At 59.6% G+C, this 17,394-nt stretch carries 11 protein-coding genes; 5 read left to right on the forward strand and 6 right to left on the reverse strand.

Features of this window, described 5'->3' with window-relative positions; genetic code table 11:
- Nucleotides 1-382: 382 nt before the first annotated feature.
- On the reverse strand, nucleotides 383-1,669 hold the full coding sequence (gene fucP / locus AB6O04_RS16155) for an L-fucose:H+ symporter permease (protein ID WP_368565180.1): 1,287 nt from the start codon (nucleotides 1,667-1,669) through the stop codon (nucleotides 383-385).
- Nucleotides 1,670-1,932: 263 nt separating this feature from the next.
- Between fucP and AB6O04_RS16160 the strand changes: the two genes are divergently transcribed.
- On the forward strand, nucleotides 1,933-2,697 hold the full coding sequence (locus AB6O04_RS16160) for an IclR family transcriptional regulator (protein ID WP_368565181.1): 765 nt from the start codon (nucleotides 1,933-1,935) through the stop codon (nucleotides 2,695-2,697).
- 301 nt (nucleotides 2,698-2,998) lie between these two features.
- Here the strand turns inward: AB6O04_RS16160 and AB6O04_RS16165 are convergent, their stop codons facing one another.
- Both AB6O04_RS16165 and AB6O04_RS16170 read right to left on the reverse strand, forming a co-directional pair.
- Nucleotides 2,999-5,062: a hypothetical protein gene (locus tag AB6O04_RS16165; RefSeq protein WP_368565182.1), complete on the reverse strand. Its 2,064-nt coding sequence runs from the start codon at nucleotides 5,060-5,062 to the stop codon at nucleotides 2,999-3,001.
- A gap of 208 nt (nucleotides 5,063-5,270) precedes the next feature.
- A complete protein-coding gene (locus AB6O04_RS16170) occupies nucleotides 5,271-7,838 on the reverse strand; it encodes a TonB-dependent receptor (protein ID WP_368565184.1) in 2,568 nt (855 codons plus the stop codon).
- A gap of 280 nt (nucleotides 7,839-8,118) precedes the next feature.
- Here AB6O04_RS16170 and treF point away from each other — a divergent pair, with 280 nt between their 5' ends.
- The gene (gene treF, locus AB6O04_RS16175; protein ID WP_368565186.1) at nucleotides 8,119-9,756 is read left to right on the forward strand and encodes an alpha,alpha-trehalase TreF; all 1,638 of its coding nucleotides are present in this window, start codon (nucleotides 8,119-8,121) and stop codon (nucleotides 9,754-9,756) included.
- Nucleotides 9,757-9,797: 41 nt separating this feature from the next.
- Here treF and AB6O04_RS16180 read toward each other — a convergent pair whose 3' ends face one another.
- From AB6O04_RS16180 to AB6O04_RS16190, 3 genes are all read right to left on the reverse strand, one after another.
- On the reverse strand, nucleotides 9,798-10,451 hold the full coding sequence (locus AB6O04_RS16180) for a glutathione S-transferase family protein (RefSeq protein WP_368565188.1): 654 nt from the start codon (nucleotides 10,449-10,451) through the stop codon (nucleotides 9,798-9,800).
- A gap of 888 nt (nucleotides 10,452-11,339) precedes the next feature.
- Entirely contained in the window at nucleotides 11,340-11,681 is a 342-nt protein-coding gene (locus tag AB6O04_RS16185) for a hypothetical protein (protein ID WP_368565189.1), read from the reverse strand.
- 1,216 nt (nucleotides 11,682-12,897) lie between these two features.
- Entirely contained in the window at nucleotides 12,898-13,272 is a 375-nt protein-coding gene (locus tag AB6O04_RS16190) for a hypothetical protein (protein ID WP_368565190.1), read from the reverse strand.
- Between the two features lie 189 nt (nucleotides 13,273-13,461).
- On the opposite strand from AB6O04_RS16190, the gene AB6O04_RS16195 reads away from it, so the two are divergent.
- From AB6O04_RS16195 to AB6O04_RS16205, 3 genes are all read left to right on the forward strand, one after another.
- Entirely contained in the window at nucleotides 13,462-13,701 is a 240-nt protein-coding gene (locus AB6O04_RS16195; RefSeq protein ID WP_368565191.1) for a cytotoxic necrotizing factor Rho-activating domain-containing protein, read from the forward strand.
- Between the two features lie 726 nt (nucleotides 13,702-14,427).
- Nucleotides 14,428-15,690 carry a DUF1254 domain-containing protein gene (locus tag AB6O04_RS16200; RefSeq protein WP_368565193.1) on the forward strand — a complete coding sequence of 421 codons (1,263 nt, stop codon included), beginning with the start codon at nucleotides 14,428-14,430 and terminating at the stop codon, nucleotides 15,688-15,690.
- A 91-nt stretch (nucleotides 15,691-15,781) separates the two neighbouring features.
- Entirely contained in the window at nucleotides 15,782-17,230 is a 1,449-nt protein-coding gene (locus tag AB6O04_RS16205) for a DUF1254 domain-containing protein (protein ID WP_368565194.1), read from the forward strand.
- The last annotated feature ends 164 nt before the right edge of the window (nucleotides 17,231-17,394 follow it).

The following is a 17,394-nucleotide window of genomic DNA, read 5'->3' on the forward strand; positions in this document are numbered from 1 at the left end:
GTTGCCGTTCTTTTTGCTTCTGCTTGGCTTTGCTTTTGCTGTTTCCTTTGCCTTTGCTCCGCTCCGCTCTCGCTTCTTTGGGGCCCCGTTTAGGCGCGGCAAGTGGGACGGGTAAAACCCCGCAGGGGCGGCGCACAGGATGTGCGTCGTTTTCGGCAGGCACATGGATGTGCCTTCCGAAAATTCCCGGCCCGATTGCGGACCCGAAGGGCGCGCCGCCTGGGGCGTGCTTTCTTTTGGTTACTTGTTCTTTGCACAAGCAAAGAAGCGCTTTTCAACAGCCGAATGGCTGGTCAAAGTGACGCCCGCGGCAGCGCGTAGATCATCCGTTCAGATGAGTTCTCCGCGCCAGCGCCAAAGCCAAAGAACCAAAGGATCCAGATCACCCAGCCGAACGACGCGACCGCACCGCAAACCCAAGAATCACCGCAAAGCACAACAACGGCACCCCCATCGAACTATGTATCCCATACAAATCCGACACCAACCCCATCGCCGCCGTCAGCACCGCGCCACCAATGATCGACATCACCAACAACGATGAACCCAACTTCCGATCATCGTCGCCAAGTCCCGAAAGTCCCAGCGCGAAGATGGTCGGGAACATCACCGACATGAAGAAGCTGATCGCGACCAACGCGTACAACCCAGTTTGCCCAGGAACCATCACCGCAACTGCCGCCAACAGAATGTTGATCAGCGCGAAGCTGGCCAACAGCCGCGAGGCGGGCAGGAAACGCATCGCGAACGTGCCCAGGAAGCGGCCGGCGATGAACAGCACCAGTGATGCGGTGAGATAGTTGGCGGCGCCTTTTTCCAGCGTGCCAGGCACCGTGTCCTGCGCATAGCGAATTAGAAAGCTCCACACCCCGACTTGCGCACCGACATAGAAGAACTGCGCGATCACGGAAAAGATGAACAGCCGGTTCCGCATCAGCTTGCCAAGATGGGAAAGACCGCCAGTGGAGTCAGCATCGTGGTCCATTGTCTTCGGGAAGCGCGTGACCAGGACCAGCAGCGCCCACAAGGCCACGATGGTGCCGATGACCAGATAAGGCGTCTGTACCGCAGCCGATTCGGTGGCGAAGTAGGCTGCGCGCGCGGCGGGCGTCATGGCCGCCAATTCCTCGGCCGAGTGTTCGACGCCGGAGAAGATGAAATGCTGGCCGATCAGCACGCCGCTGATCGAACCCAACGGATTGAATGCCTGGGCGAAATTGAGGCGACGCGCTGCGCCCTCGGGCGGACCGAGTACCGTCACCAGCGGATTGGCCGATGTTTCCAGGAACGCCAGGCCACTGGCCAGCACGAACAACGCCAGCAGGAACGACCCGTAGTGATGCGCTTCGGCGGCGGGGTAGAAGAGAAAGGCGCCCGCCGCATAGAGGACCAGTCCCGCCAACACCGCGCCCTTGTAGCCGAAGCGCCGCATGAACAGGCCGGCGGGCAGGGCGAAGAAGAAATAACCCAGATAGAACGCGCTCTGGACCAAGCCCGCCTGAAAGTCCGACAGCACAAAGGCTTTCTTGAACTGGGTGATCAGGATGTCGTTGAGATTGTTCGCCACGCCCCACAGGAAGAACAGGCTGACGATCAGGACCAGCGGTATGACCGCGATGCGTGCTGTGTTCGCGGCAGTGCCAACATCCGCGCGGATACCGTCGTGCATGTCTGTTCTCCCATTCCCAGCCGGACCATATCGCTTCAATCGGTTAATGTAAATATGAAACGGAATTTCATATAAGAGGTGAGGCGGGCCGGAATTGCTTGACAGAATCGCCCGCAACTCGTCTTTTATTCAGCTGATTCAGTCTTTGGCCAAGCCTCCGCTGGCCGGCTTGCGGACCCCATCCCAGGACGCGGTGCCGGCTTTGCGGATGAGTGCCGCGAAGGATCGTCTGACGCTCTACTGCACTGCACTGGAAGGACAACATGCCTCAGCCACCCCCGAAATACCGCGCGCCCGCCCTGGACAAGGGCCTGGACATCCTGGAGCTGCTGGCGGCCGCGCCAGCGCCGATGAGCATGCGCGAGATCGCCGACCGAATTGGACGCTCCAGTAGCGAGATCTTCCGGATGATGCAGGTGTTGGAAGGTCGCGGCTATATCGCACGCGACGCGGGAGACAGCTTCGCGTTGACCAATCGACTGTTCATTCTGGGCATGGAGCGGCCGCCGGTCAGGAGCATGGTGGAGACCGCATTCCCGGTGATGCATCGTTTGGCCGACCGCGTGCGGCAACCTTGCCATCTGGTGGTTCCCTCGCAGGAACAGATCGTCGTCATCGCGCGGGTGGATGCGCCCGGCGACCTGGGTTTTGTGGTGCGCGTCGGTCATCGCCGACCTCTGGAAAACTCGACATCCGGCTTGGTCCTGTTCGCGTTCCAGAATCAGGAAACACGCGAGCGCTGGCTGGCGATGTTGGGCAAGGGCAAGCCGGCCGCCAGCCTGGCCGGTTTCGTGCGGCGCGCTTCATCGGTACGCAATCAAGGCTATGCCAGCGCGCCCAGCAAAATGGTCGATGGCGTGGTGGATCTGTCGGCGCCGCTGATCGTGCATGACCACGCCGTCGGCGCATTGACCATTCCCTTCATTGAGCGCCGTTCCGGCGGCGCCAAGGTGGATGAGGTGATTGCACAGCTACGCGAAGCCGCCAGTGAAGTTTCGCGGCAGTTGACGATGTATGGGGCTTCTTGAGGTGGGTTCTCTTTCTGCCCATAACTGCGGTGCGTCAAGAACCGCTACTTCCGACTAGCGAAATTTCGGATCAACTGCTTACCTCGGAACCATTCTCCACCGTCATCCCGGCGCAGGCCGGGACCCAGCGGCTTGCGCGCAGAATGGTAGAAACCGCTAGCTGATCAGCCATTCGGCTGTTGAAGAGCGCCTCCGGTGCAGGCCGGGCCAGCGACTTCTGCATCAGGAGCTCAAGACACTGGGTCCCGGCCTGCGCCGGGATGACGGCTCCGTTGCGCGCAGCTTTCGCAGCTCCCTGCTCCTATTTATGAGTAGCCGACTTTGCAGGAAGACGACCCTCAGCCGGCGCCGGAATCGCCAGATAAACCGTGCTCCACAACTGCGCGGCATTAGACTCGTCGGCGTCGCCGCGGCTCTGCCCGAATGGTTCGGGCTTGTACCGGCCATCCGTATACGACCACGACCACAACTCCGAGGTCCGCATTGCACGAGTGGCATCGATCGCCTGCCACAAGCGCGCTTGCGCATCGCGTAGCCGTGCGCGGGTAGCAGCGGGCAGGTCGTCACGTTCCAGCTGGTGCGCCAACCCTGCCGCAAGCAGGGCCTGCTGCCATGACCACACCACGGTGCCGTGATACGCGGTACGGCCGAACTTCGTTGCAATTTCGGCGTCGGCATACGCCGGATTGGCCACCACCAAGCCAGCACCCGTCAGCAGGCCAGCAGGAAAAGGTCGCAGCATGCTATCGACCATGACATCCAGCGCGGCCGCGTCAGGCCTCTGGAACAGCAGAGCGAAGCCGCCGTCGGAATGCAGCACCGGAATCGGTTTGCCTTCCGCATCCAAGGCCAACGCATCGAAGCGCAATCCACTGCGCAGTAGACTCGCCAAGGCGGGCGCTGGATCGATGTTCAGTGCCTTGGCGTAACGGACGATGGCAGCGCGTGCTGCCATCGGCGCCAGTTCCGTTCGGAACAGCGGCGGTGCGTGCGTGGACCATGCCGCTGTCCACACGCGCGCCTTGGAAAGCGCCTGCTGTTGCGAGGCTGACAGATATGGCCGCAACAAGCCCGCCTCCCGAAAGCGGGCGATAGCCTCCAACGCCGCCGGCATGAATACCGCGTTGACGTCGTAGGGATAGCGTCCGCCTGCCAATCCATCCTCGCTGTCGCGCCATTGGCCTGTGTTGCGTCCGGCTTTGATCGACATCAGGTTCCGCGCCGCCGGTTGTTGCGCGAACGGTTGCGCGGACTGCAGAACGAAATCGAAGTTCCGCGCCAGCGCCAAGCCCAACGACTCACCGCGACTGGTTTTCTGTGCAAGGAAATCAGCAGCGCGGCTGCGGCCTTCAGGGTGATCCAGCAAATACGCCGCGGCCACCGGCGCGAGCATTACATCGTCATCGATCATCGCGTAGTCGTAGATCGGCGCGTCGGCAGGGGAGGCTTGATCACTTTGTTGGCGATGGCGCAGGACGGCGAATTCGCCGATGTCTTCTTCGTGCGCGACTTCTCCTCGCGCATTCAGCCGCTCCAGCACCGAAGCAAGGCCGCTTTCGATTGCCGCGGGCTGCAGGCTGGGCATCAACAGCCGCAGCGACATCAAGGTGTCACGGCCGAAGTACGTGTTGAAGCGCCAGGACCCGGCCAGGAACTTCTCCCGATAGCTCAAGAACTGAAGCACCTGGCGACTGCGCACATCCTGGCCCGCCTGATCATTGAGCAGATCATCGGCCGCCAGCGGTGTGAGAGGCTGCTCCCCGGTCAGCACCGTGATGCGCAGCCGCAGCGGTTTGTCATCGCCACCCGATGTGAGCCCCACAGGCTCGCCGTTGCCACCACGAATCTCGCCATCGAGTAGCTCGATCGAGATGGAGTACCCGGGCGCCTCGTCCAGACGAGCACGGGCCCAGGTCACGCGTTTTCTCGAGATGCGTGCTGAAGTACGCACCGAAGTTGGATAAGCAACACCAAGCTGAAAATCCCGCAGCACGCGAACGCTACCCAACACCGCATCGCGCACCACCAGCCGTTTCGCCACGACGCTGGCCTCGGCCACGACCCCGTGCAACGGCCTGCCGGACCGGTCGGATTGTTGGGCGTCTTCCATTTTTGTCAGCGTCCATTGCACCGGCGCATCACTGTCCTCGAACCAAACGCCGACACCGCTGTTGCCGGCGGGAAACGCCACCAGCACGCGCGGCTGCCGTCCGGAGCTAAGCAGTAGATGAGCCGCAACGGATTCCTGCTGGTAAAAGGCGTTGAGCACGTTTCCTTCGGTCACCTGGAACTGCAGTGGCTCGTCGGCGGCGACCGCGTGCCCGGTGACGGACAACAAGAGGAAAATCAGCAGGAGTTGCTTCATCGTAAAAAAAGTCCCGTGCGCGTTGAGCGATGCGGCGTGCGGCCCGCATGAACCTGCTCATACAAGCAGGCGTTCTTCCCAGCAAAAGCGGGTCCGGCAAACACTCAAGTACGGCGAAATGTCAGCACCATTCTCCGGATACCACGGAGAGAACGTGCGCCGCGCACTACTGCGGCGGCGCACGACCTTCAACTGAACGCGACCGGCGTCACCACATGTACTTCGCTTGGAAGTTGACCTCGCGGCCTTCCAGCGGGCGGGCCAGCAGCACACCGCCCGCGCCTGCGGCCGAACCGAAGATGCGCGAGTTGCTTTCGGTGAGACCCAGTTCGTCGGTCATGTTGGTGCCACGCAGATTGAACTGCCAGTGCTCGCCGACGTTCGAGGTCACGCCGAAATCAATGGTGTGGTAGGAACCCAACTGCTGCAATCCGGATTGGTCCTGGGTGTGATCGCCTACATGGGTGTAGGTGACGTACGGCATGATGTCGCCCCAGTCGAACAGGAAGGTGTAGCTGGGCGTGAACAGGAAACGCACCTTGGGCTGGCGCTGCAGCTGCTTGCCTTCGATGGGCTCGCATTGCGACACGTCGTTGATGTCGGTGTATTGGATGCAAGCATCGTAGTCGGTGTACTCGCCGTCCAGGTAATTGGCCACCAACTGCAGGCGAAGATTGTCAGTTGGCGTCAGCACGCCAATGAAATTGACGCCAACGGATTCGGAACCGTAGATCAGCGGACTACCTACCGGCGTACCGGCGTTATCCGTAGGTTGATACTGAAGACCGCTGAAAACGCGGCGGTAAGCGCTGATATCCGCGTACAGCAGATCGGATTGATACTTGAAGCCCACTTCGTAGTTGCGGATTTTCTGCATCGGCGGTGTGTTGCCAGTGGTGCTGCCGCGGATGCCATTGTCGAAGTCCAGGAAATGGCCGCCGGTGTTGACACGGCCATACATCGACATGCGATCGGTGAACGAATAGTTGGCGCCCGCCGTCCAGGACGGATGGGTCTTGTCGTATTCGATCTTCTGGAAAGTGCCATCGCAAACCGTGTAGTTGTCCGCGTTGTCGTACTCGGTCAGCGGATTGCCATCGCGGTCAACGTTGATGAGGTTGCAGACGTTGTTGGTGGCATCCTGGTTCTCGATGCGTCCGGAAAGATCCAGCAGCCATTTGCCAATCCGCCAGGAGTCGGACAGGTACAGCGCCGTGTTGGTCGCACTACCATACTGGGCGATGTTGAAGCCGCCATAGTCGAGGAAGCCCTGGGTATCGGTGCGTTGCCGGACGTTGCCATCGGCGTCGACGTAGGTCACCGTGATCGGCGTGGCGTTTGGTTCGTTGGTCATTAGCATCTGGTTGCCCAATGCCCATTTGTCGCTCATCGAATAGTGGTTGACGTACAGACCGACGGTGAGCGTGTTGCCCTCGAACAGTTCCTTGCTTAAGCGGAAATCGTTGTTGAAGCTCTTCAGATGCTTGTGGATGTGCCACCAGCCCTGTGCGATCACGCTCTGGTCCAGCGGTACCGCGCCACCGCCGACATAGTTGGCGGTGGCTGAACCGGCCGGCAACTCAAGGCCGCCGGGGGTATCGGCGGTGTACAGAAAGTCGCCCAAAGTGGCCGGATTGTTACCGGAGAACAAGGCGTTGGTGTCGGCATCGCCTTCGTCGAACAGGAACTTGTCGCTGATCGACCAGCCGTTGTCGAATGCGTATTCAAAGTTGCCGCCGAAGAAGAAGAACTTGGCGCCGCGGCCATCGGAAAGGTCCGCCGTGGTGCCACCGTTCGGATAACCCGGCAACACAACGTGCTGCATCGCCTTGCTGTAGTAGGTTGAAGTGAGCGGATCAAAACCCGGATAGGCGCTGAAGTCGTCTTCGCCGCGTTGTATCAGCGGGATGGGCGTGATGAATTGATTCTTGTCGTTGAGGTAGCGCGCATACAGGACCAGCTTGCCCTTGTCGAACTCGCGCGCAAGCGTGGCGGTCAGCTGGCCACCTTCGTCAGCCTTGAACTGCGGGTCGCGCACGCCGTCCGAAGTACGCCAGAATCCGCCGATACTGCCGTACCAGCCATCGGCTAGCTTGAACCCGGTAAACCCGTCCAGCCGCCACAGTCCTTCGTCGCCATAGGTGACGCCGATACTGCCAGTAGGTTCTTCAGTGCCGGTCTTGAGGAAGAAGTTTGCGGTGGCACCCATCTGGCCGTCAGCAAAAACAACGGAAGGGCCGCCCTGCAGTATCTCCACAGATTCAACGGTGTCATCGAGCCGGAACAACGTCGTGGTCTCGAAGAACGACAGCGTTGGCATGCCATAGATCGGCGAGCCCATTATCAGGGTCGAAAAGTAAGGTGCATCGCCGCCACCGGGAAAGCCCGCGATTTCAATATTGGCACCGGTCTGACCACCGGTGGATTCGGGCCACATGCCGGGAGAAATCTTCAGCAGATCCGCAGTGCTCTTGGGGTTGGCCTGGTGGATCTGCTCCGCGGTGGCGGTGACGATATTGAAGCTGGCTTCGAGCTTCTTCACCCCTCCCGCCGCGCTACCGGTGACGACCACCGTATCGAGTGTGGTGGCGGATCTTTCGCCGGTGGACGGGGCTGCCGGAGCTGCCTGCGCGGGGGTTACTGTTGTTGGAGCCTGCGTTTGTGCTTGTGTCTGCGTCTGCGTTTCTGTCTGTGCCTGCGCTTGTACACAGACGGGCAATAAGGCTGCGGCAATGGCGACCGACAGCGCATAGCGGGTGCTGTTGAAGCGGTTCATGGTGCTCTCCCTCCAGAGAATTTTTTTTATAGACTGCTTGGCTGGTCATACCTCGTGAGCGATGTGGTGCCGATTGTCTTGGCGTACCGTTCCCGGAGCACTCGGCCTTGTGGTGCAATCTGGCGCGAAATGAGCGCAGATCCTGCGCGGCGTGCTCTTATCTTTCCGCTCTCGGCTTTTTCAATACGGCCAAGTACCGTGAAAGCACCGTGAAATGCGGCGTTAGCGCGGCTGTTTTATGCTGGTGACCACATCAGTGCCCATCTTCTTGGAGAAGTCGATGATTGCCGGAAAAAATGCGGATTCGAAAACTTTCCTGCACAGAGCAGCCGTCGGCGCACTTGTTGTCTGCCTCTTGCTTCCGCTTCCGCGTGCGATGGCCGAAACCTGCGTGGCGGGGCTTCCGCAGCTTTACGGCGATCTTTTCGAAGACGCGCAGCAGGTGATGACCGATACGAAGGCCTTCGTCGATGCCACGCCGAAACAACCGCCCGCGGGAATAGCGGCCGAGTATGAGAACCGCCGCGACACACCGGGGTTCGACCTGCGCGCCTTCATCGGCGAGCAGTTCGTCATACCGCCACCGGCAGGAGGCGGCTACCGCACCGACCCGAACCACGGCGTGCGTCAGCACATCGATGCATTGTGGAGCGTATTGGAGCGAAAGCCCGAACCTGCCGATGCGCGCACCACACTGTTGCCGCTGCCGTACCGCTACATCGTTCCAGGCGGCCGTTTCAACGAAATCTATTACTGGGATTCCTACTTCACGATGCTGGGCCTGGAAGAAAGTGGCCGTCATGATCTGGCAGTCGACATGGTGAAGAACTTCGCCTGGCTGATCGATCACTACGGCCATATCCCCAACGGCAATCGAACTTACTTCCTGAGCCGTTCGCAGCCGCCCTTCTTTGCGGCCATGGTGAACTTGCTCGCCGAGCGCGAAGGTGCCTCGGCACTTACGACCTATCTTCCGCAGCTCGCCAAGGAGCACGAGTTCTGGATGCAGGGAAGCGAGGAACTCGCCCCGGGGCAAGCACACCGGCGTGTGGTGCGTTTGGCCGACGGCTCACTGCTCAATCGCTATTGGGACGACTGCGATACCCCGCGCGAAGAAAGCTACGGACGCGACGTCGAAACAGCGGCGGCATCCGGCCGTTCGACCGCGGAGGTTTATCGCAACCTGAGGGCAGGTGCCGAAAGTGGTTGGGACTACAGCTCGCGCTGGCTGGCCGATGGCAAGACACTCGCCACGATACGCACCGTGGAAATGGTGCCGCCCGATTTGAACAGCTTGCTTTACAACCTTGAGATCACGCTCGCCAAGGCCTATCGCGCGGCGAAGCAGCCGCAAAAATCTGCGGAGTTCCAGAAGCGGGCGGAAGCGCGCAAGGCGGCGATACGGCGTCATTTGTGGAACACAGGGAAGGGCGTATTCGCCGATTATTTGTGGAAAGAAGGCAAGACAACCGATCACGTCACCGCCGCCACGCTATATCCCCTGTTCTTTGGCATCGCCGACCGCCGTCAGGCCGATCAAGTCGCGAAGCGGGTACGCGCCGACCTGCTGCAGCCCAATGGGCTAGCGACCACTACGATCCGGACCGGTGAGCAATGGGACATGCCCAACGGCTGGGCGCCCTTGCAATGGATTGCCATCGAGGGGCTGAACGACTACGGACACAAGGAATTGGCCGCGACCATCGCCGAGCGCTGGATGAGCAGTAACATCGCCGTGTTCGAAAAGACGGGAAAGCTGGTGGAAAAATACGACGTCACCGGCAATGCCGCGGCCGGTGGTGGCGAATACCCGCTACAGGATGGATTCGGCTGGACCAACGGCGTTCTGCGCAAACTTCTCGCTATTTATCCCGCGTCGGCCGCCGAATCCGATAAATCGCAAACCGATAAACGGTAAAGCAGTGCAGCCGGTCGGGCGGCCATAACTGGCGTGTTTATTCATGCGGTCGCGCTCTCCGCCGGGACAGGCGGCAATTCAGGCGCATCCAGTCCTTCGAAAGGATTGCGCCAAGCCTCGATTTCTTCGAGTTGGCGATACCAGCGGCCGACAGCGGGATAACGATCAAGCGGCAACCTGGCGATATCGTTGAAAGGAAGAAACGTCGCCATCCGGAAGTCCGCATAGGACACCGAACTCCCAACCAGCCATTCTCGTTCGGAGAGCTGGGCCTCAAGTATCACGGCCGCGGCGTGAAACTGCGTTAGTCCTGTTTCCACAAGGACCTGATTGATCGGGCCTAGTCCATACCGCTGTTTGGTCCCTCGTTCGAAATGCACGATGTCGCAAGCCCGTGCGAAGGTTTCCTTGCCCCAGCTGAGCCACTGAATCATCTCGGGTTCATCACTGCCTGTGCGCCAGAAATCCGAACGCGCGGCGCTTGAAAGCCGGCACGCTATGGCGTCAGCCTCCCAGAGGCTTTTTCCCGAACCTACCAGGATGGGCAAAGAGAGATTCGGATTAAGCGGGCGATACCGCTCAGCTTGCCCAGGAGCAAAAGGGGCGGCGAATTCAAACTCCACCTTCGCATCGACATGGCGCGCCACCGCGACGGCAAGGCGCGGATTGGGGTTGCGGCTGAAGAGCAGCTTCATTCCATGGGATCCTCAAGGCGGTAGGTCGGCCTTGTCGAAGGCAAAATATCGCTAAGCCGAGCGGTGTTTATTAGGCGGAGTGTCAGGTCGCGTTAGTCAACTGTGCCGGACTGCCCTCCCTCTGGCGATTGGCAATCGGGTGAAAAGGTTTGATACGGCCGATTCGACCCCAGCCCCGGGAAAGGCGAAAATAGCGCTCGCTCGTTCCAGGCTCGCCTCTTTACCCGCTTTATGACCTTTCCTGACGTGACCCCGCCAAATCCATCTCCCACATCGCGCTATGAGGTGTCGATGCGCCTCTCCGTTGCCCCGATGATGGACGGGACAGAAAGTCATTTATTTTCAGCTAGTTACAAAGGCACGTGTGCAAATTTTGTGCGCCCGTGTGCACACGAAAGCGCCTACATCAATAGCAATCGCCATTGGCGACAGTCATTGCCGACGCGTTCGCGGTGCGATTCATAAAAGTTGCCGGAAACTACAGCAGTGGCGATCCCACCTTGACGAGAGCATGGTTGTCGAAGGTCTCGGGTCATTTCAGCGTCGAGGCCTTGGCCCACCATCCGTGCCGGGATGAACCAGCGCCAGGGAGTGGCCGCAAGTGAATCTTCCGATCTTCGGAAAGATCTCGAACAAGTTGAAGCCAGCCAGAAGGTTCTGCATGCGCTTCGAATCGAGCAGCGGGAGAAGGCGCCCGCCGAACCTCCCGGTTGCGCATAGCTGGACCGAACCCCCGATGGTGCCGAAACCGACATCTTCCACCAAGTTCAGCAGCGCCAGGATCGGCGCCCTGTGCCAATCGAGTGAATGTTTCTCTGAGTGGGCACGCTTTGGCGCAATTGCTTCGGCAACATCCGATCTCCGGTCAGGACCAAGAAGTCGTCAGCGTCAACTGAAGCAGTCACGATAGTGACAGTTGCGGGGGGGGCTTCCGGACGATTGTATCTTGAACACGCGCAACGCGTCGGTTCTGGCGCAGTAGCCGAACACTGCAATCTCGATCCTCGCGCTCGCTGGGTAGTGCATTCCCAGGCTGAGGGCATATCTGGAAGCGAGCGTCGCGGCGAGATGGGCCGCCTCTTCGAGTGTCGGAATCTTGTCCTCGAACGGCATATCGAGCGCGTCGTAGTAGTCGAGTTCGCTCAGTGTCGAGAGCAGGGCCGAAGGAATTTTCCTGAATGTCGAGCCAGTCAGCGTGCTGCCGGCGCTCGCAAAGGCGGCCGTGAGCACATGCCGGGGTCGCGAGCGACCGAACTCCCTTTCATACGCGATCGCGTGGACGGTGGGAGCTTGGGGTAGTTGTCGGTCAGAATGTTGTCCGCGCTGGGACGCGCGGGTCGCACGCCGCCTACAAGCCGCGCAGCCCGTCCTCTTGGTTGTGCCAAATGACGATCGACGTCATGTTTCCTCTCGCGCGTGCAGCTGAGTGTCGATGAACCCGTCAAGTCGGGTTTCGCTCCCGTCCGACCGCTATGCGGGTTGCCATGGTCACGGCTACACCTGGAAGGCCGGCCGCATTTGCTCGATCTCGCCGCGCGCGATCCCAAACCGGATCGAAGGTGCCGTCGTAGAAGAGATTGAGCATTGAGAGCGAGGAATGGGGAATATCGCCGTGCTTCTTCCCGCCAGTGCCCGACCGCGGTTCGAACGGCGCCAAGATCGAAATCCGCTTCTTGCCGGCTCAGTCCATAGTCGCCGCAGGCATCCTCGCCACCGTCACGTCGCACGCCGTATCGACCTCGTTGACGCGCTGCGGCGCGCTCTTGATCGTGCGCATTGAGAGGCTGTCGTGGCGCGGAGCGGCGTGCCTATTTTTTGGCATGACATAACGCTGCAGCCCGAGACAACATCTCAGACGATTTTGGGGATCTAGCCGATCTGGCCATGCTGGCATTGCCCTCGTACTGGTGACGTACCAGTGCTGCCGCGTAGGTTCCGTTCAAGACGACTGCGGCCACACGGGAGGCGTGACATGCAAGGCGATGCACAACGGGCAATGCGGGTCTCATTGGCCACGGATGAGGACGCGATCCAATCCTGGACAAAGCCGGCTACCGCTCCATCTTCGATATCGTTCGGCAATCCGAACGGACATTTAGCGAACAGCTGACGGCATTGACACCGGCGCAGGCAACGCAGCTGCACGGGCTGGCGACCCAACGCGTGGCCTGCCTGATGAGTCTATACCGGGCCTACCGGGCGGCACCGCTCGCCGGTATTCGATGGGGTCTGGTTTTTGTGGCTAGCAGCGTGGTTACCAAATGCTGGCGATCGCCACGGAGCCCGCGATTCCGTGGATGCCCGTGTGGATACCCGTCCAAGCGGATACCCATTATTGCCCAGCTTTGGCCCGGCACCGTTTTCCTCTCGAACCGATCGAACAGCGGCCGCATGTCCGGGCGCTGGATACCGTCAGAGACGAGAAGTCTCCTATCGCTCGGCGAGTTCACGGCCTTCCTTTGATGCGGCATTCGATCCGAACGACGCTCAATGCCAGCTCGCCCGGTCCCAGCCTTGCCGCCAACACCGCTTCCAAGGCGGCGAGCAACTGCTCACTGCCAATCTCGGCATCCTCAATTCCTTCAATCGAGGGACCTGCGGGTGAGTACCTACACAGTGAGACGGGGGCCTGAAGCCGTTCCATCAGTTCGCCCAGCACCGCCCTCTTGTCATGATCCGGCAAGGCCTCATAGCGCCGAACGGTCTCGTGCTGATCCAGGCGCGGATCGGCCGCAGCAGATATCTGCTGCAGGAGATATTCACTAAACAGTGGATGATCAATGTCCTCAACTTGATCGCCTCCGGCGCTCAGCGGGTGCACGATGGTCTACGCGGTGGACGGGGACAACTTTTATGCCTTCCACACCGGACAAGAACCTGGCGCCGAAGACCGGAATTCAAGGCCCGCCCACTCTGCAAAAGATCGCCGATCAGTTGTCGGGACGGGACAGCACGATGCGGCATGGGCCGCACAACAACAGCCTGCCGGACATCGTCCAAGGGTCGGGGCATGATCACGTACCTGGGCAAAGAGAGGGGGCGAATGGGCAGCGCGGCCGAGAGCATCACCGCGTTTGATTACAACCAGGCCGCAGCGCCGCGGTTTGCGATCCGAGCCGCCTATGCGTACGCCCTGCTGACCCGCGAGAACGGCGTGGCTAAAATCAAGGTGCTGTCGGAGAACGTCAACATCAACCCGCGCAACAGTCGCATCATCGTGCTGGCCTCGGCGCAAAAGCGCTTGCTGTAACCGGCCGCATCGCCGCCGATGCCGGGCAGTCAGGACGGTAATCCCACAGTGTCTTCATCCGCAACTTGCGAATCGAATGATCGGCCGGCACGCGATCTTCATGCCAAGCTGCTGCTAGTCGGGGTTGCGCATGAAATCAAAGCCTCATGATTGAGGCGAATTTATGGCAACAGCGGCGTCAAAGCGTCTGTCGTCAGCCTGTAGGCTTCGTTAGCTAGCAAGAAGCGCGCCAAAAAAAAATGCCCCTCAGGGCAGCATGTAGTGCACCTCTTATCAATTGCGGTAGTAGAAGAAGCCGTTATGGTTTGTCCCATGTTCGCCTTCGCGCTATGCGCTTATGGACATCCCATTTTGGCGCCGCTTCGTGTTTCTTTTGGTTCTATTTTCCGTCGCAATTGCGCAGCTTCTTTCAGTAGACGGCACTGCAGGGAGCAGAACAGGGCGTCATTCTGGAGCGAACTATTCCGCGCAACAACCACCGTATTTTGAACCCTTGGAGCTTTTTTCATGCAGAAATTCAGAATAGGGCGAAAAGCTCTCGGTCTCGCTCTCCTTGCCGGTGCGGCGCTCAGTTCTAGCTGCGACAGAACGAAGGATGCTGCCGTCAGCGAGGCGGCCACTCAGGACGCAGCACTAGCAGTTCCAGCACACGGAATCGCCGAGACCAAAGCCGTCGCCGAAGAGGGGTTCATCTACGGCCTGCCGCTAGTGATGAACTACGCGATCATGCATGACTTTGCAGTGGATTCGAAATCCAGCCAGTTCAAGGCGCCATTCAATCAGATCAAGAACCTGGCCCGCGTTGCGACGCCCGAGGACACGACGGTCATCACACCCAATAGCGACACGCCTTATTCGATCCTGTGGCTGGATCTCCGTGCAGAACCGGCAGTTATCTCGGTGCCTGTGGTGGACAAGAGCCGCTACTACTCGGTTCAGTTGATCGACGGGAATCTATACAACTTCGGCTATATCGGGAGCCGCGCCACCGGCAATAATGCGGGCAACTATCTTGTCGTCGGTCCCGACTGGAAAGGAGAGAAGCCTGTAGGCATAAATCAGGTCTTCACTTCGACCACGCCTTTCGTCTTCGCCAACTTCCGCACTCAGTTGTTTGACCCGGGAGATATCGAGAATGTGAAGAAAGTGCAGGCCGGCTACAGCACCAAACCGCTTTCCGCATTCCTCAACCAGCCCGCACCGGCTCCGGCGCCGAAGATTGACTTTCGGCCAGCCACTACCGACGGGATCAAGGAAAACTTCTTTGACTATCTGAGCGTTGCGCTGGAGTTCGTGCCGCCGACGCCGGAGGATCAGGAAATCCGCGCGAAGCTCGCCAGCATCGGTGTGGGACCCGGGAAAACGTTCAAATTCGACGATTTGTCGTTCGAACACAAAGCCGCCGCCAGGCTCGGCATGAAGGAAGGCGACGCCAAAGTCGACAGATTCATCGCCAGCGGATTGAAGGACGTCAATGGATGGAAGATTGGGTCCTTCTTTGGCGATCGTGCTTTCTACAAGGGCCACTGGCTGACCCGGGCCGCAGCCGCAAAAGCAGGCATCTATGGCAACAACGCTGCGGAAGCCACCTATCCGTTCACACGTACCACCGCCCGCGGGGAAACGGTGGATACCAGCAAGCGCTACTACACGCTGACTTTCCCGCCAGGCCAGCTACCACCGGTGAACTCGTTCTGGTCGGTAACCATGTATGACGGCAACAGCCAACTGCTGATCAAGAACCCGATCGATCGCTACTTGATCAACTCACCGATGCTGGCAAACATGACGAAGAATCCGGATGGCTCGCTGACCTTGCATATCCAGAAGGACTCGCCCGGCAAAGGCAAGGAAGCCAACTGGTTGCCCGCGCCCGATGGTCCAGCCTATCTGGTCATGCGCCTGTATTGGCCTAAGGACACTGGATCTTCGATTCTTCCTGCTGGCGAGGGGACCTGGAAACCACCGGGACTGGTGGCTACGAACTAGTGGACAAGGAAGTTCGTGCAGAGCGGTTCGCTTTGGCGGCCGGGTACCCACGAATATTGGTAGTGAACGAATCCCACATAGGAATCGATATATGAACCTTCTGAAACTGCTACTCACCGTTTCCATGCTGTTGGCAGCCTCGGGTTGCGAACGCGGACAGCAGGCGGCAGCTGAGGGTGCGCCGCCGTCGCCAGCGGCCGCGGCCGCTACCAGCGAGCCAACCCCCGCCCAAGTGCGCGCGATCGCCAAGGAAGCCTATATCTACGGTTTCCCGATGGTGGACAACTATCGAATCCAGTACGCCTACTTTGTTGATACAAAGAACCCAGAATACAAAGCGCCATGGAACCAGCTCAAGAACGTCCCACGTGTTTACTCTCCGGACGACAAGGCGATCCAGTCGCCGAACTCCGATACGCCGTATTCCTTCGTCGGCCTGGACCTGCGCGGGGAACCTATCGTGCTGTCCGTGCCAGCAGTTGAGAAGGGGCGCTACTACAGCATCCAGCTGATCGACGCGTTCACCCAGAACTTCAGCTATATCGGCAGCCGCGCCACCGGCAATGAGGCCGGCAATTTCATGATCGCCGGCCCAGGCTGGAAAGGAGAGGCGCCGGAGGGAATCACCAAGGTCATCCCTGCAGAAACAGAGTTCGCCTTCGCTGCTTATCGCACGCAATTATTCAATCCCGCTGACATTGACAATGTGAAGAACGTACAGGCTGGGTACAAGGCGCAACCGCTCTCGGCGTTCTTGGGACAGCCCGCGCCAATCGCTGCGCCAGCTATCACTTTCATCAAGCCCCTGACCCCTGACACGCAGAAAACTTCGTTAGAGTTCTTCAATGTTCTCAATTTCCTGCTGCAATTCGCTCCGACGGTTGATTCGGAGCAGGAGCTGATGACGCGCTTTGCCAGAATCGGCATCGGCGCGGGCAAAACGATCGCTCCGGCCACGCTGCCGCCTGATGTAAAGGCGGCCATGGAAGAGGGCATGGCCGATGCCTGGCAAGATCTGGCAGCGCTCAAGAAGCGTGTCGACGCAGGGGAAGAGAAGTTGGGTGAAATGTTCGGCAGTCGCGAGTTCCTGAAGAACAACTATCTGTACCGAATGGAAGCAGCTGTACTCGGAATCTACGGCAACTCGAAGGAAGAAGCGATGTATCCGGTGTATAGCGTCGATGCAGACGGGCAAAAGCTGGACGGGTCACATCGTTACTCCCTTCGCCTTGCACCGGGGAAACTGCCGCCGGTCCACGCATTCTGGTCGCTGACGATGTATGAGCTACCGTCGAGCCTCCTTGTCGCCAACCCGATCGACCGCTATCTGCTCAACTCCCCGATGTTGCCAAATTTCAGGAAGGATCCTGATGGCGGGATCACGCTGCTGATTCAGAACGAATCACCCGGCAAGGATAAGCAGGCGAACTGGCTGCCGGCGCCTAAGGGGCCGTTCGTGATGGCCATGCGCCTATACTGGCCAAAGGACGAGGCACTGGAAGGGAAATGGACGGCGCCTCCGTTGATGAAGGTCGAATGATCATGGAACGGGCCGCTGGGGACAGCGCATTAACGCTGCTATAGAGCGTTGCGACATGCCCATAGGACTGTTCACAGCGGCCTAGGTTCCTGGTGACATGCGCGGCTTTTTGAAGCTCGCGCATGGATCAATCTTCGCTCAATGAGCGATGGAGCCGGATAGCC

This window comes from Pseudoxanthomonas sp. UTMC 1351 (genome assembly GCF_040948865.1).
Taxonomy (GTDB): Bacteria; Pseudomonadota; Gammaproteobacteria; order Xanthomonadales; family Xanthomonadaceae; genus Pseudoxanthomonas_A.

What these genes read in the sequence shown, in the direction of transcription:
- AB6O04_RS16165 (WP_368565182.1), bottom strand. Translation starts at nt 5,062, where the DNA reads ATGAAGCAACTCCTGCTGATTTTCCTCTTGTTGTCCGTCACCGGGCAC.
- treF (WP_368565186.1), top strand. Translation starts at nt 8,119, where the DNA reads ATGATTGCCGGAAAAAATGCGGATTCGAAAACTTTCCTGCACAGAGCA.
- fucP (WP_368565180.1), bottom strand. Translation starts at nt 1,669, where the DNA reads ATGCACGACGGTATCCGCGCGGATGTTGGCACTGCCGCGAACACAGCA.
- AB6O04_RS16205 (WP_368565194.1), top strand. Translation starts at nt 15,782, where the DNA reads ATGAACCTTCTGAAACTGCTACTCACCGTTTCCATGCTGTTGGCAGCC.
- AB6O04_RS16195 (WP_368565191.1), top strand. Translation starts at nt 13,462, where the DNA reads ATGATCACGTACCTGGGCAAAGAGAGGGGGCGAATGGGCAGCGCGGCC.
- AB6O04_RS16180 (WP_368565188.1), bottom strand. Translation starts at nt 10,451, where the DNA reads ATGAAGCTGCTCTTCAGCCGCAACCCCAATCCGCGCCTTGCCGTCGCG.
- AB6O04_RS16200 (WP_368565193.1), top strand. Translation starts at nt 14,428, where the DNA reads ATGCATGACTTTGCAGTGGATTCGAAATCCAGCCAGTTCAAGGCGCCA.
- AB6O04_RS16170 (WP_368565184.1), bottom strand. Translation starts at nt 7,838, where the DNA reads ATGAACCGCTTCAACAGCACCCGCTATGCGCTGTCGGTCGCCATTGCC.
- AB6O04_RS16160 (WP_368565181.1), top strand. Translation starts at nt 1,933, where the DNA reads ATGCCTCAGCCACCCCCGAAATACCGCGCGCCCGCCCTGGACAAGGGC.